The organism is Stenotrophomonas sp. WZN-1 (assembly GCF_002192255.1).
Classification (GTDB): Bacteria; Pseudomonadota; Gammaproteobacteria; order Xanthomonadales; family Xanthomonadaceae; genus Stenotrophomonas.
The window spans coordinates 688,556-703,348 of sequence record NZ_CP021768.1; the positions used below are offsets into that span (position 1 = coordinate 688,556).

Annotated in this window: 9 protein-coding genes; 6 read left to right on the forward strand and 3 right to left on the reverse strand. The window is 68.2% G+C overall.

What is annotated here, in order from left to right:
* Positions 1–75 precede the first annotated feature (75 nt).
* The 4 genes from wecB to CCR98_RS03150 are packed head-to-tail and all read left to right on the forward strand — an operon-like array spanning position 76 to position 8,443.
* Entirely contained in the window at positions 76–1,260 is a 1,185-nt protein-coding gene (wecB, locus tag CCR98_RS03135; RefSeq protein ID WP_087921500.1) for a UDP-N-acetylglucosamine 2-epimerase (non-hydrolyzing), read from the forward strand.
* Complete coding sequence (locus CCR98_RS03140; protein ID WP_087921501.1) at positions 1,257–3,458, forward strand: hypothetical protein; 2,202 nt, start codon at positions 1,257–1,259, stop codon at positions 3,456–3,458. Before wecB ends, CCR98_RS03140 begins: the two co-directional genes overlap by 4 nt.
* A gap of 6 nt (positions 3,459–3,464) precedes the next feature.
* On the forward strand, positions 3,465–5,612 hold the full coding sequence (locus CCR98_RS03145) for a glycosyl transferase family protein (RefSeq protein ID WP_087921502.1): 2,148 nt from the start codon (positions 3,465–3,467) through the stop codon (positions 5,610–5,612).
* Positions 5,609–8,443, forward strand: coding sequence for a hypothetical protein (locus tag CCR98_RS03150; protein WP_087921503.1), 2,835 nt, complete (start codon positions 5,609–5,611; stop codon positions 8,441–8,443). The genes CCR98_RS03145 and CCR98_RS03150 overlap by 4 nt, the downstream gene beginning before the upstream one ends.
* Here CCR98_RS03150 and CCR98_RS03155 read toward each other — a convergent pair.
* From CCR98_RS03155 to ettA, 3 genes are all read right to left on the reverse strand, one after another.
* Entirely contained in the window at positions 8,437–9,441 is a 1,005-nt protein-coding gene (locus CCR98_RS03155) for a DUF4434 domain-containing protein (protein WP_232463080.1), read from the reverse strand. The genes CCR98_RS03150 and CCR98_RS03155 overlap by 7 nt on opposite strands.
* 84 nt (positions 9,442–9,525) lie before the next feature.
* On the reverse strand, positions 9,526–10,842 hold the full coding sequence (locus CCR98_RS03160) for an NCS2 family permease (protein ID WP_005408048.1): 1,317 nt from the start codon (positions 10,840–10,842) through the stop codon (positions 9,526–9,528).
* A 100-nt stretch (positions 10,843–10,942) separates the two neighbouring features.
* Positions 10,943–12,607, reverse strand: a complete 1,665-nt coding sequence (gene ettA, locus CCR98_RS03165; protein ID WP_014035954.1) for an energy-dependent translational throttle protein EttA — start codon at positions 12,605–12,607, stop codon at positions 10,943–10,945.
* Between the two features lie 253 nt (positions 12,608–12,860).
* On the opposite strand from ettA, the gene CCR98_RS03170 reads away from it, so the two are divergent.
* Together CCR98_RS03170 and glyA are read left to right on the forward strand one after the other, a co-directional pair.
* Positions 12,861–13,334 (forward strand): RcnB family protein, encoded by a 474-nt coding sequence (locus CCR98_RS03170; RefSeq protein ID WP_087921504.1) that lies wholly within the window; start codon positions 12,861–12,863, stop codon positions 13,332–13,334.
* A gap of 185 nt (positions 13,335–13,519) precedes the next feature.
* Positions 13,520–14,773, forward strand: a complete 1,254-nt coding sequence (gene glyA, locus CCR98_RS03175) for a serine hydroxymethyltransferase (RefSeq protein ID WP_010481990.1) — start codon at positions 13,520–13,522, stop codon at positions 14,771–14,773.
* Positions 14,774–14,793 lie beyond the last annotated feature (20 nt).

A 14,793-nucleotide genomic window follows, 5' to 3' on the forward strand; every position in this document is an offset into this window, starting at 1 on the left:
ACGGCAACGCCGAAAGGATCCAGACGTGGCTACTGCTGTTTGCCCCCTTCCGCGCCGGCCTTCGGGAGCGCTCCGGTGAAGGTCCTGTCGGTATTCGGCACGCGACCGGAAGCCATCAAGATGGGGCCCCTGGTGCGCGCCTTGGCACAGGCTGCGGATATCGAATCGGTGGTCTGCATCACCGGGCAGCACCGCGCGATGCTCGACCAGGTGATGTCGCTGTTCGAGATCACCGCCGACCATGACCTCGATGTGATGGTGCCCAACCAGACCCTCAATGGCCTGTGCTCCAGGCTGTTCGAGCGGCTTGACGCGCTCTACACGCAGGTCCGCCCTGACCGGGTGCTGGTGCACGGCGATACCACCACGGCCATGACCGCCGCGCTGGCCGCGTTCCACCACCGCATCCCGATCGGCCATGTCGAGGCCGGCCTGCGCACCGGCGACATCAACCGGCCGTGGCCGGAAGAGATGAACCGGCGGGTGATCGATGTGGTCGGCCACCAGCTGTACGCGCCCACGCCCGGCTCGCGCGCCAACCTGGCCCGCGAGCATCTGGGCGGGCAGATCCTGGTCACCGGCAACACCGTCATCGATGCCCTGCAGCAGACCGTGCAGCGGCTGGATGCCGATCCGGCACTGCGCGCGCAGGCCGACCAACCCTTCCATATGCTCGACCCCGCGCGCCGCCTGCTGCTGGTCACCGGCCACCGCCGCGAGAGCTTCGGCCAGGGCTTCGAGGACATCTGCCGTGCACTGGCCGAGCTGGCGCGGCGGCCGGACCTGCAGGTGCTGTACCCGGTGCACCTCAACCCGAACGTGCAGGGCCCGGTCAACGCCCACCTCGGCAACCTGGACAACGTGCACCTGGTGCCACCGCAGGATTACCTGCGCTTCGTGCGCCTGATGCAGCGCGCCGACGTCATCCTCACCGACTCCGGTGGCGTGCAGGAAGAAGCACCGGCGCTGGCCAAACCGGTGCTGGTGATGCGCGATGTCACCGAACGACCGGAGGCGGTCGAGGCCGGCGTGGTGACACTGGTCGGTACCACGCCTTCGCGCATCATCGATGCGGTCAACGCGGTACTGGCACACCCCCCGCAGCCGACCCGCTTCGACCCCGATGCCAGCCCCTACGGCGATGGCCGCGCCAGCGCCCGCATCGTCGCCGCCCTGCGCGGTGCGCCCCTTCCCGAATTCTCGCCCGGTCTCCGCAGTGGCGGTGCCGCCCACCTCCATCCGCATGAAGTGACGCCATGACCCAGACCGGCCGCTCTCCCCTGTTTGTTTCCGCCGCCGCGTTCGTCCTGTCGGGCGCGGTCGGCACAGCCCATGCCGCCGACAGCGTCACCGGCCAGTTCGCCGAATGGAGTGGCGACAGCACGGTGAACCGGCAGATGACCCTGCGCGAACTCGGCTTCCGCCAGCCGCTGGTGCTGAGCGGGCAGGAGAGCCAGCGCGAGGTCTACCTGCCGGTACCGGCAGGCGTCGCCACCCGCGATGCGCAACTGCAGCTGGACGGGCGCTATGTGCGCGGCCACGCCGGGCGCACCTCGGGCTTGTGGTCGGTCGATGGTGATCCGATCGTCGCGCGTTCGATTACCGACGCGCAGGGCGATGCCAGCCAGCTGCTGGCCATCGATGGCGAACCTCGCCAGAACGGTTTCGTGCGGGTCGGTGTCGGCTGGTGGTCGATCGTGTCCGACTACCAGTGTGCCGACCAGAGCGCGCCGGCCAACGTGCTGCGGCTGTCGCCGGACTCGCGCTTCAGCTACCGCTTCGATGGGCGTGCCGTGGATACCGTGGCCAAGGCCTGGGGCGCGCTGCCACCGCAGGTGCGTCTGCTGGTGGATGGAAAGGCGTTGCAGGCGCCCGCCTACGACGCGGCCTGGCGCATCGGTACCGCGTTGCAGGCCGGCGGCAAGCAGGTGCAGGTGGTGGCGCTGCCCAAGGTCGGTGACAGCGTCGACCTGGCCGGCATCAGCATCCCGGCCAGCCTGCAGAGCGTGCCGGCCTATGCCGCGCTGGCCGCGGGCGAGCGCGCGCACGCGATCAAGGATCTTGCCGAAGTGGGGGCGCTGCTGTCGTTGCGCGACAGCGGGCCGTTGGCGGCCGATGTGATGATCGGCAGTGACGCACTGCGTGCCGGCGTACGCGCGGCGCTGGATGCGCTGGCTGCCCAGGTCGGCGCCGCGGGTGCCGATGCGGGCACGGCCTTCAGTGCCTGGCGCAGTGCCGACATGGCTGGACTGGAAAAGCCCGCCGCCAACGCCTCGGTCAGCGTGGTCGCCGTTGCCGGGCGTCCGACGCTGGTGGTCGACCCGGCAGCGGCGGGCAAGGTCGCCGGGCTGTTCGCCGAACAGTGGCGCAGCTATGCGCTGGGCCGCAGCCTGCAGGTCAGCGCAGCAGGAACGCCCAGACTGGACGGTGACCAGGTACTGCTGAGCCGGCTCGGCAACATCGCCGGTACCATGGATGTGGTGACCCGCGCCGACCGCAGCGGCAGCTTCGACCTCGGCGCGCTGTCGGCCGATGGCCGCCTGCCCGAGGAGGTGGTGATCGACGTCTCGGCGGCCCCCAACGCGGCCGGGCAGGGCGCGGTGGCGACGATCTACTTCAACGACTATCTGCTGGGCGGCAAGGTGCTGTCGGCCAACGGCCAGCCGCAACGGCTGGTGGCCAAGGTGCCGGCCTACGCCCTGTCAGCGCGCAACGAGATCCGCGTCAGCTTCCTGCGCCAGCCGGCACGCCCCTACTGCCACGATCCGGCGACCGGCTATCCGGTATCGATCCTGCCCAGCAGCCACCTGACCCTGGCCAAGCGTTCGCTGGGCAGTGACTTCGTTGGTGCCAGCAGCCAGCTGTCACGCGGCAACCAGGTATTCGTGCCCGTCACTTGGCTGCAGGATGCGCCGGCCTCGCTGGGCAAGGTCATCGCGGTGGCCAGTGCAGTGGGTGCATCACCGGAGGCGTCGGAACTGAAGGTCGTCGATGCCGGTGCCGCGGTCAGCCCGGGCGCGCCGTGGCTGGCGTTCGGCGTGGCGCCCTCCGGTGTGGATGTGGCCGGCCTGAAGGATGGCCACCTGCTGATCGGCGGCACGCCACAGCCGCTGCTGGATGTCAGCGGCCTGGATCGCGCCGCGGTGGTGCAGGTGGGGTCGTCCGGCGGCCAGCTGGGCGTTCTCTACAGCGACCTCGGTGCGCAGGCACCGTCGTTCGGCGCCCCGTTCCGGCTGCTGCGGGGCGATCTCGCCGTGCTCGACGGCAGTGATGCCGTGCGTGAATTCGACCGCCAGGATCCCTATGGCACGCGTATCGCGCAGGACGGCAATCCGCAATCGAAGTGGGAACGGCACATGGTCTGGTTGCTGCTGCTGGTCGGCGTGATCGTGTTCGCGCTGCTGGCCGCCCGCGTTACCCAGGTGCGCCGCCGCAAGTCCGCCAACACAGGGCACTGATCCACCGTGGACGGTCTGTTCTGGAACATCCAGCTGGCCAACTACTACGCCGCCCTGGAAACCACGGCGGCGGCGGTGGCCGTGCTGATCCTGATCTCCAGCCTCGATGACCTGTTCATCGATGTCTGGTACTGGGTGCGCGAGAGCTGGCGTGCGCTCACCATCAAACGCCGTGATGCGTACCGGCCGCTGACCCAGGACGACCTGCTGCAGCGGCCGGAACAGCCGCTGGCGATCATGGTGCCGGCGTGGATGGAGTATGACGTCATCGCGCAGATGGTGGAGAACATGATCAACGTGCTCGACTACCGCGAGTACGTCGTGTTCGTCGGCACCTATCCCAACGACCAGCAGACCATCGACGAAGTCGAGCGCATGCGCCGCCGCTACAAGCGCCTGCGCCGCGTGGAGGTGCCGCACGACGGGCCGACCAGCAAGGCCGACTGCCTGAACTGGCTGATCCTGGCGATCTTCGAATATGAGAAGCGCCACGACATCGAGTTCGCTGGCGTGATCCTGCACGACAGCGAGGACGTGCTGCACCCGATGGAACTGCGCTTCTACAACTACCTGCTGCCGCGCAAGGACATGATCCAGTTGCCGGTTACCTCGCTGGACCGCGAGTGGTACGAGCTGGTGGCCGGTGTCTACATGGACGAGTTCGCCGAATGGCACGCCAAGGACCTGGTGGTGCGCGAGAGCGTATCCGGCATGGTGCCGTCGGCGGGCGTCGGCACCTGCTTCTCGCGGCGCGCGCTGCTGGCACTGAGCGCGCAGACCGACAACCAGCCCTTCAACACCGACAGCCTCACCGAGGACTACGACGTCGGGGCGCGGCTGGCGGCGATGGGCATGCAGTCCATCTTCGCGCGCTTCCCGGTGCAGTTCCGCGTGCGTCGGCCGTCATGGTTCGGCTGGGGGCCGGTACGCGAGCGCACCCAGCAGATGGCGCTGTGCGTGCGCGAATACTTCCCCGACAACTTCCGCGCCTCGTACCGGCAGAAGGCGCGCTGGGTGCTGGGCATCGGCCTGCAGAGCTGGGAGTCGCTGGGCTGGCGCGGCTCGCTCGCGACCAAATACCTGCTGGCGCGCGACCGCAAGGGCATCATCACCTCGTTCGTCAGCATCATTGCCTACCTCATCTTCCTGCAGCTGCTGCTGTTCTGGGTGCTGAAGATGACCGGGGTATGGACGATGCAGTTCCCCAGCGTGTTCCAGGCCGGTACCTGGCAGATGAATGTCGCGCTGCTGACCACCGCAGCGCTGGCGACCCGGGTCGTGCAGCGCTTCTACTTCGTCAACCGGCTGTACGGCTGGGAACATGCACTGATGTCGATCCCGCGCATGGTGGTCGGCAACATGATCAACTTCATGGCCACCGCGCGCGCGTGGAAGGTGTTCCTGGCCTACCTGCTGTTTGGCAAGCGCATGGTCTGGGACAAGACCATGCACGACTTCCCGGATGCCGCGCAGCTGGTGCAGACCCGCAAGCAGCTGGGCGAGCTGTTGAGCACCTGGCAGGCGGTGGAACCGGAGCGGCTGCAGCAGGCGCTGGACCAGCAGTCTGCCGGCCGTCAGCAGCCGCTGGGCCGCATCCTGCTCACCCAGGGCTGGCTGGATGATGAAACGCTGGCCGAGGCGATCGCCTTCCAGGGCGACCTGCCGCGTGCGGTCATCGACGTCGATTACCTGCGCGCGGGCTCATTCCCGGTCAGCGCCGATGCCTGCGTGCAGTGGCGCATGCTGCCGCTACCGCCGCGGCAGCAGGAGACACTGCGGCTGGCCGTGGCCAGCCCATTGCCCGAAGACGCGCTGGCGTTGCTGAAGCAGGAAACCCGCAGCGCGCACATCGAACAGAGCATCGCCCGCGAAAGCGAGATCAACGCCGGTCTGCGCCTGATCGGTGGCGACCGTCACTGGCAGCTGGACAACGTGCCCTTGCTGGGCGACCTGCTGGTGGAGATGCGCCTGATCGACCACGCGCGCTTCGAGATCGCGCTGGACGCGTACAAACCGCAGCGCGACGGCCGCATTGGCGATTACCTGGTCAAGCAGGGCATCACCACCGAAGGCGCGGTGGCCCAGGCCATGCAGGAGCAGCGCCGGCGTGCGGCCACGCTGCAGCCGCCGCCTCCCGGAGCCTTGCCGGCATGAAAACCACGTTGCTGTCCACCGTCATTGCCATGGCACTGGCCAGCGCTGCGGTGCCGGTGCTGGCACAGGCCGACGCGGCACTGCCGCTGTCCGGTGCGGCCTACCGCGTCGCCGAGCAGGCGTTTGCCGCCTATGAGCGCGGCGACTACCCGGCGGCCTACCAGCAATCCACTGAAGCGATCCGGCTGCGCCCGGACGTGGTGCGGTTGCGCCTGCTGCAGATCTATGCGCTGCAGAAACTGGGGCGGGGTGCCGAGGCGCAGCAGCAGGCGCGTCGTGCACTGGACGCGGGGTTGAAGGACCCGGCGTTGCCGCCGCTGGCGGCTGCCACCGCTGCACGCAGCGCGGCCACGGGCGGCAAGGGTGCGCGCACGGCGTCCCCATCGCGTGCGGTCGGCAGTGGCGTAGACCGCAGCAGGCAGCAGGCCTACGCGCTGGCCACCGAGGCCTACGCCGCCTATGACGCCGGGCGCATGGGAGAGGCGGCCAGCAAGGCCGAGCAGGCCTTCCGCCTGCAGCCGACGCAGGGTGCCTGGGCGATGCTGTGGGTGGCCGCGCTGGAGGCGCAGCAGCAGCCCGAACAGGCCGATGCTGCCATTGCCACCGCGCTGCAGCTGGGCGCGCCGAATGCCGAGGCGCTGCAGGCCCGGCGCGTGGCGCTGGATCGACAGCGCGCGCTGCTGCAGGCCCAGCAGGCGTATCGGTCGTTGTCCACGCAGGATGATGCCGCAGCCGTTGCGCAGGCGCGTGCCGCTGTCGAGCTGGCGCCGGAGGTGGCCACGTACGGGTTGCTGCTGATTACCGCGCAGCTGCAACAGGGGCAGCTGGCCGACGCCGAGCGCAGTGCCGACCAGGCGTTGCAGGCCGATGACCAGGATCTCAATGCACGGGTGATGCGCGGTTACCTGCGCCAGCGCCAGGGCAATACCGCGCTCGCCAATGAGGACTTCGACAGCGCACTCGCTGCGCCAGGGTCAACAACGCAGCAGCGCAACGTGCGCCTGCTGGCGGTGGATGCGGCGCTGGCCAGTGCCGACCGCACGCGCGCTGCGGCGCTGCTGGCACCGCTGCAGTCGGCATTGCCAACGGATGCGGGCGATGCACGCGCGCAGCAGCTGCTGCGGCAGGGCATCGAGCAGCGCGCCAAGGCGGTCCGTTCCAGTCGCGAGCTTCCGCGTATGAGCGCGCAGACTTATCCGGCGCCGCTCCAGCACTGCCAGTCGGGCGACACCGGCACTGTCTGCGAGCTGATGCCGGTCGACCTGCAGGGCGACGGGGGCGCCGCACAGCGCGCCTATGCGGCCTACTCGCGTCAGGACTACGCCGAGGCCATCGATGAGGCGCGGCAGGCCGTGCAGCTCGCACCGGACGACGCGAAGCTGCACGGCCTGCTGACTACCACGCTGGCGTCGGGCAACCGCGCCCAGCAGGACGAAGCACGGCAGCGCCTGGATGCGGCGCTGGCACAGCGCCCTGATGACGCGGGGGCGTTGATGCAACGTGGCTACCTCAACCAGAAGGCGCATGAACCGGCGCAGGCACTGGCGGACTTCCGCGCCGCCGAGGCCACCGGCAAGGCTCCGAAGAGCGTGGTGCTGGACCAGGCATACGCGAGTGCGGCCAACGGCGATCATCCGCAGGCGGTGTCACTGCTGCGCAGTGCCATTGACCGCGCCGACGCCGGTGAGCTGCCACTGGATGCCCATCAGCGCTACAACGTGCGCAATGCCATCGCCAACTATTCGCGCGAGTGGGGCGTGATCGCCTCGGCCGGCTTCCGGGGGGCGCGCCAGGCCGCGACCAATGTCGGTGGTGCGGCGATCAGCACGCCAGGCGATTCGGTGTTCAGTACGCTGGAGGCGTTCTGGCGGCCCCCGGCTTTCAACGACCAGCACGGCACGCTGGAACTCTACGCGCGGCTGCTCAACACCCTGTACGACCAGGGCGGCACCTACGAATCGATCCGCGCGGTGGATCCGTGCACTGGCGAATCGACACCGGATGCACGCGCACGCGCCGAACGTCTCAGCCATTCGCGCTCCACCACCGGCTGGCCGTCCACCATCGCCTCGTTCGGCATGCGCTACGCTTTCGGCCAGACCGGCCTGAGCGCCGGCATCGAGCGCCGCCAGTTCCTCGGCAGCGCCACCCGCACGGGCGATGTCTATCCCGCATCGGCGGCCGTGCAATGCAGCCTGCAGCTGGCCCTGAACCCACCACTGGAAGCCAGCACACTGGCCCGCTACCGCTTGGCCAGCGGTTCCGGCGGCTGGATGTCCTACCTGACCTACGGCTATTACCACGGCACCGACCTGCGCACCGACGTGAGCCAGTGGTGGATGGTCAGCGGCTACGCGCAGGGCGGCTACACCTGGGACGACAACAGCGCCCACTTCACCCTCGACGCGCTCGATGCCAACGGCACACCGGTGCGGCGGATCGGCGATGCCAACGGGCGGTTGCATCGCGAGCAGTGGTTCGCCGCCGGTGAACTGCGTGCTGGGCGCAGCTTCCGTTTCGGCGCCGGGCAGACCCACTGGGTGGTCACGCCGTACGTGGTGGTGGGGGCGGACTGGCTGGACCAGCGCTCGCGCGTGCGCGACCTCCGCTATCCGCTGTTCCCGGCGCAGTCGTTCGCGCTCAACGATACGCAGCGCAGCTGGTCCCTTGGCGCGGGGCCGGGCGTGGGCGTGCGCTACTGGTTCCGCGAGGACCACTACAACACGCCGCGCTCCTACCTGGACCTGACCGTGCAGTACCGCTTCGCGATCGGTGGCGGTGATACGCAGCGCGCCAAGGGCCTGTTCGCCACCGCCATCCTCTACTACTGAGGCAGGCCCCAGCGTCGCCGAAGCGCCGCGGCCTGCGGCGTGTCCTGGGTCAGCCACGGCTCCAGTGCATAGACCAGCACGTGCTGGGCACCGCTGTCGCGTGCCCACGCCAGCTGCCGCTGGATGCGCGCGGCATCGGCGGTTTCGCCCTTGAACGCGCTGCCGTCGGCGGCGCTGCCCGGCAGTTCGCGGAACAGTTCGACGATCGCATCGAAGCCGATGCCGTGCGCGTGGAAATGATCGAGCAGCGGTTGCAGATGCTGCACGTTGCCGGCGCCGGCCACCCCCACGCCATCCTGCACCATGGGCCGCAGCGCGGCCTGTGCCAGCACCGCCTGCCACAGCGTGACCAGGTTGCCATCGGTCTGCAGGCGGCTGAAGTAGCAGGAGACCGCGCAGTCGCCGCCGCGTGCGCTGGCGGCCTGAACCAGGCCGTGCAGCCACTGCGCCAGCCATTGCTGGCGTGCCGGATCGGCCCAGTGGTACTGCTCCAGTTCGTAGGGCAGGTACCAGCCGCCAAAGGCCGGCTGCTGTGCCCAGGGCGCCTGTGCCAACCACTGGCGTGCCTGCGCCAGGCTGTCGGCCAGGAAGGCCTGCAGCGTGGCATCGTCGGCACCAATGGCCTGCCACCAGCGTTGCTGGAAGGGCAGGCCGACGCGGATGCGGATGTCGTTCTCGCTGGCGGCGGCGAACAGTTGCTGCAGGCTGCTGTCCGGCAACGACCAGTCGCCGTCGCTACCACCGACGATGCCGGTCCACTGCAGCACCAGCTGCCGGCAGCCCAGCGTATGCGCGAGCTTCAACGAGCGCTGCCAGTCCGCCAGGCCCCATTGCAGGTGGCTGCGCCAGGGCTGCAGGAAGGTGCCATCCACCTGCACCGGCAGCGAACAGCCGGGCAAGGCGGCGAGCGTACCGGCGAACGTTGCCAGCACTGCCGCGCGCAGCAGCCGCCGGCGCAACGGCGAAGACGGATCCGTGGGAAGGTCGGGCCGAACCATGCCTGCATCATCCCAGAGCGCCGTGCGCGGCAGGTGAACCACCGCCCGGTAGTGCCGGCCGCTGGCCGGCATCACCGTGCGCCTTTATTCCAACGCGTAGCGGAGGGTGAACAGCACCGCCACCAGCCACACCGCCGGATGCACTTCGCGCCAGCGGCCGGTGCCGGCCTTCAGCGCCGCATACGCGATGAAGCCGAACGCCAGGCCGTTGGCAATCGAGTAGGTGAACGGCATCGCCAGCGCACATAGTGCGGCCGGCACCGATTCGGTCAGGTCGCTCCAGTCCACTTCCACCAGTTCGCGCAGCATCAAGCCGGCCACGAACAGCAAGGCGGGTGCGGTGGCATAGCTGGGCACCATCGCAGCCAATGGCGAGAACAGCAGCGCGGCCAGGAACAGCGCCGACACCACCAGCGCGGTCAGGCCGGTACGGCCACCCACCTGCACGCCCGAGGCGCTTTCAGCGAAGGCCGTGGTGCTGCTGGTGCCGAGCATCGAACCGGCCACGATCGCCGTGCTGTCGGCCAGCAACGCACGGCCGAAACGCTTCTGCGCGCCCGGCAGCTTCAGCAGGCCGGCACGGCCGACCACGCCGTACAGGGTGCCGGTGGCATCGAACACTTCCACCAGCACGAACACCAGCACCACCTGCAGCAGCACCGCGATCGGCGCACCGCCGTCATGGTGCAGAAGGCCTGGCAGGTCCAGCTGCAGGAAGGTGGGTGCCAGGCTCGGCGGCAGCGAGACCAGGCCCTGGTACTGCACGTCGCCCAATGCCCAGCCGGCGCCGGTCACCGCCAGGATGCCGATCAGGATCGCGCCACGGATGCGGCGCGCTTCCAGCACCGCGATCAGCAGGAAGCCGGCCAGCGCCAGCAGTGGTGGCGCCGTGTTCAACGGGCCCAGCGCCACCAGTGTGTCTTCATTGCCGACGATCACGCCGGATTTCTGCAGCGCGATGATCGCCAGGAACAGGCCGATGCCGGCCACGATCGCCGAGCGCAGCGACGAAGGAATGCCCGACACCAGCCATGCACGCACGCCAGTCAGTGACAGCACCAGGAACACCAGGCCGGAGATGAACACCGCCCCCAAGGCCTGTTGCCAGGGCAGGCCGGCGGCACCGACCACGGTGAACGCGAAGAATGCGTTCAGGCCCATGCCCGGTGCCATGCCGACCGGGAAGTTGGCGGCCAGCGCCATCACCGCCGAGCCCAGCGCAGCGGCCAGGCAGGTGGCCACGAACACCGCACCCGCATCCATGCCGGTGGTGCCGAGGATCTCGGGGTTCACGAAGACGATGTAGGACATCGTCAGGAAGGTGGTGACACCGGCCAGCAGCTCGGTGCGCACGGTGGTGCCGTGCTGCTGCAGCTGGAACAGGCGCTCGAACAGGGACATGGGATCGCTCATGGGTAGATGCCGGCCGCTGGCCGGCATGCATGGTCGGTACACATTGCAAAAGGAGAAAGGCCGCGCGAGCGCGGCCTTTCCTGTTGCCTTACTTCAGCGCCTTGAAGCGCAGGCGCTTCGGCGCAGCGTCGTCGCCCATGCGGCGGCGCTTGTCTTCTTCGTACTCGCGGTAGTTGCCCTGGAAGAACTCCACGTGCGAGTCGCCTTCGAACGCCAGGATGTGGGTCGCGATGCGATCCAGGAACCAGCGGTCATGCGAGATGACGAAGGTGTTGCCCGGGAACTCCAGCAGCGCATCTTCCAGCGCACGCAGGGTTTCGATGTCCAGGTCGTTGGACGGTTCGTCGAGCAGCAGCACGTTGCCACCCTGCAGCAGGGTCTTGGCCATGTGCAGGCGGCCACGCTCACCACCGGACAGCGAACCGACCATCTTCTGCTGGTCCTGGCCCTTGAAGTTGAAGCGGCCGATGTAGGCGCGCGACTGGATCTCGATGCCGTTGATGTTGAGGATGTCCAGGCCGCCAGCGATTTCCTGGAAGACGTTGTGGTTGCCTTCCAGCGCGTCGCGGCTCTGGTCCACGTAGGACAGCTTCACGGTCGGGCCGACCACGATCTCGCCGGTGTCCGGCTTTTCCTGGCCGGTGATCATCTTGAACAGGGTCGACTTACCGGCACCGTTCGGGCCGATGATGCCGACGATGGCGCCGGCCGGCACCAGGAAGTTCAGGTTGTCGAACAGCAGGCGGTCGCCGAACTTCTTGGAGACGTTCTTGAACTCCATCACCGCATTGCCCAGGCGCTCGCCCGGCGGGATGAAGATTTCATTGGTCTCGTTGCGCTTCTGGTAATCGACCGACTGCAGCTCTTCCAGGCGGGCCAGACGGGCCTTGCCCTTGGTGCGGCCGCCCTTGGCGTTCTGGCGCGACCACTCCAGTTCCTTCTGGATCGCCTTCTGGCGGGCCTTTTCCTGGTTGTCTTCCTGCTTCAGGCGCTCATCCTTCTGGGTCAGCCAGTCGGTGTAGTTGCCCTTCCACGGAATGCCGCGGCCGCGGTCCAGTTCCAGGATCCACTCGGCGGCGTTGTCCAGGAAGTAGCGATCGTGGGTGACCGCCACCACGGTGCCGGTGTAGCGCGCCAGGAACTGTTCCAGCCATTCCACCGACTCGGCATCGAGGTGGTTGGTCGGTTCGTCGAGCAGCAGCATGTCCGGCTTCTGCAGCAGCAGGCGGCACAGTGCCACGCGGCGCTTCTCACCACCGGACAGCTTGCCGACGATGGCATCCCACGGCGGCAGGCGCAGCGCATCGGCGGCCACGTCCAGCTGGTTTTCCAGGGTGTGCGCGTCGCCAGCGGCCAGGATCGCCTCCAGGCGCTCCTGTTCCTTGGCCAGCGCGTCGAAGTCGGCGCCTTCCTCGGCGTAGGCCAGGTACACAGCGTCCAGCGCGGCCTGGGCCTGCAGCACTTCGCCCACGCCTTCCTCGACCGCTTCACGCACGGTCTTGGTCGGGTCCAGTTCCGGTTCCTGTGCCAGGTAGCCGACCTTGATGCCCGGCTGCGGGCGGGCTTCGCCCTCGAAATCGGTGTCCACGCCGGCCATGATCTTCAGCACGGTGGACTTGCCGGCGCCGTTCAGGCCCAGCAGGCCGATCTTCGCGCCCGGGAAGAAGGACAGCGAGATGTCCTTGATGATCTGCCGCTTGGGCGGGACCACCTTGGACACGCGGTTCATGGTGTAGATGTATTGCGAGGACATGCGGTCTCCGTAGGCGCGGTCCTGCACCCGCCCCGTCACGGGAACCTCCCGTTGCGGCAGCGGGCACAGACTGAAATGGAATACCGCCAATTATAGCCGGAACCGGTTCCGGGCCGCGCTTGGAAGGGGCTGCCGGGCTGGCCGCGGCCTGAATACCGCGTCACAGTCCTGCAGCGGGAAGCGTTTCCAGCCGGAAACGGTTCAGATCGGGTGCGCAATATGGGCTCACCACCCACCCAAGCAGAGGTCTGACATGCGCATCAATCGAATAATGGCCGGCGCCGTGGCCTCTGTGCTGGCGCTCGGCGCCGTGGCCCCGGCCTTCGCCGACAACGACCATCGCCGCGGCCATGACCGCCGCGAATGGCGCGAGGATCGCCGCGAGTGGCGCCAGGATCGCCGTGACTGGGAGCGCGACCGCCGCGAGGCCCGGCGCGACTACCGCCATGACCGCCGTGACTGGCACCGCGACCATGACCGCTACTACCGCCCGGCACCGCCGCGCGTGGTCTATCGCCCGGCCTATGGCCCCGGCTACGGCTGGAAGGTCGGCCACCGCTACCGCGACTACTACCGCGGCCCGGTCTACGTGGTGAACGACTACCCGCGCTACCACCTGCGTCGCCCGCCGTATGGCCACCACTGGATCCGCGATGACCGCGGCAACATGCTGCTGGTCGCCATCGCCACCGGTGTGATCGCCCAGTACGTGCTCAGCAACCGCTGAGCCGGCGGCCGTATCCACGCATGGCGTGGATCTACCGGTACGCCGGGGGCAGCTCAATCGAAACCATACGGGGCCGGATTCCTTCGGGGATGCCGGCCCCGTCCATTTCGGCCCCGGCAGCCCGACGCGGGGCTACAATCGGGGGCTGAGCCGTACCCCCTTTTCCCTGCCTGCTGGAGTACCCGATGTTCCCGCGTGACGTCCGCATCGAATCCTACGATCCCGAACTGGCCAAGGCCATCGCCGCTGAGACCCAGCGCCAGGAAGACCACGTCGAGCTGATCGCCAGCGAGAACTACACCAGCCCAGCGGTGATGGAAGCCCAGGGCAGCCAGCTGACCAACAAGTACGCCGAAGGCTACCCGGGCAAGCGCTATTACGGCGGCTGCGAATACGTGGACATCGCCGAGCAGCTGGCGATCGACCGCCTCAAGCAGCTGTTCGGCGCGGACTATGCCAACGTGCAGCCGCACAGCGGCTCGCAGGCCAACCAGGCCGTCTACTTCGCCCTGCTGCAGCCGGGTGACACCATCCTTGGCATGAGCCTGGCGCACGGCGGCCACCTCACCCACGGTGCCAAGGTCAATGCTTCCGGCAAGCTGTTCAACGCCGTGCAGTACGGCGTGAACGACCAGGGCCTGATCGATTACGACGAAGTCGAGCGCCTGGCCCTGGAGCACAAGCCGAAGATGGTCGTGGCCGGCTTCTCGGCCTACTCGCAGGTGATCGACTGGGCGCGCTTCCGCGCCATCGCCGACAAGGTCGGTGCCTACCTGTTCGTGGACATGGCCCATGTTGCCGGCCTGGTCGCCGCTGGCGTCTACCCGAGCCCGCTGGAGCACGCCCACGTGGTCACCTCGACCACCCACAAGACCCTGCGCGGCCCGCGCGGCGGCATCATCGTCGCCAAGGGCGCCGACGAAGACCTGGTCAAGAAGCTGCAGTCGATCGTGTTCCCGGGCATCCAGGGCGGTCCGCTGATGCACGTCATCGCCGGCAAGGCCGTGGCCTTCAAGGAAGCGCTGGAACCGGGCTTCAAGGCCTACCAGCAGCAGGTGGTGAAGAACGCCCAGGCGATGGCCAATACGCTGATCGCGCGCGGCTACAAGATCGTCTCCGGTGGCACCCAGAACCACCTGATGCTGGTCGACATGATCGGCAAGGATGTGTCCGGCAAGGACGCGGAAGCCGCGCTGGGCAAGGCCCACATCACCGTCAACAAGAACTCTGTGCCGAATGACCCGCGTTCGCCGTTCGTCACCTCGGGCCTGCGCCTGGGTACGCCGGCGGTGACCACCCGTGGTTACGTCGAACAGGACTGCGTGGATCTGGCCAACTGGATCGCCGACGTGCTCGACGCACCGAACGATGACGCCGTCATCGCCCGCGTGCGCGATGCGGTCAGCGCGCAGTGCCGCAAGTACCCGGTCTACGGCTGATCGGAGCAGGGGTCGGAGCC

Coding starts and splice junctions, on each gene's coding strand:
- glyA (WP_010481990.1), top strand. CDS start 13,520: ATGTTCCCGCGTGACGTCCGCATCGAATCCTACGATCCCGAACTGGCC.
- CCR98_RS03155 (WP_232463080.1), bottom strand. CDS start 9,441: ATGGTTCGGCCCGACCTTCCCACGGATCCGTCTTCGCCGTTGCGCCGG.
- CCR98_RS03150 (WP_087921503.1), top strand. CDS start 5,609: ATGAAAACCACGTTGCTGTCCACCGTCATTGCCATGGCACTGGCCAGC.
- ettA (WP_014035954.1), bottom strand. CDS start 12,607: ATGTCCTCGCAATACATCTACACCATGAACCGCGTGTCCAAGGTGGTC.
- CCR98_RS03160 (WP_005408048.1), bottom strand. CDS start 10,842: ATGTCCCTGTTCGAGCGCCTGTTCCAGCTGCAGCAGCACGGCACCACC.
- CCR98_RS03170 (WP_087921504.1), top strand. CDS start 12,861: ATGCGCATCAATCGAATAATGGCCGGCGCCGTGGCCTCTGTGCTGGCG.
- CCR98_RS03140 (WP_087921501.1), top strand. CDS start 1,257: ATGACCCAGACCGGCCGCTCTCCCCTGTTTGTTTCCGCCGCCGCGTTC.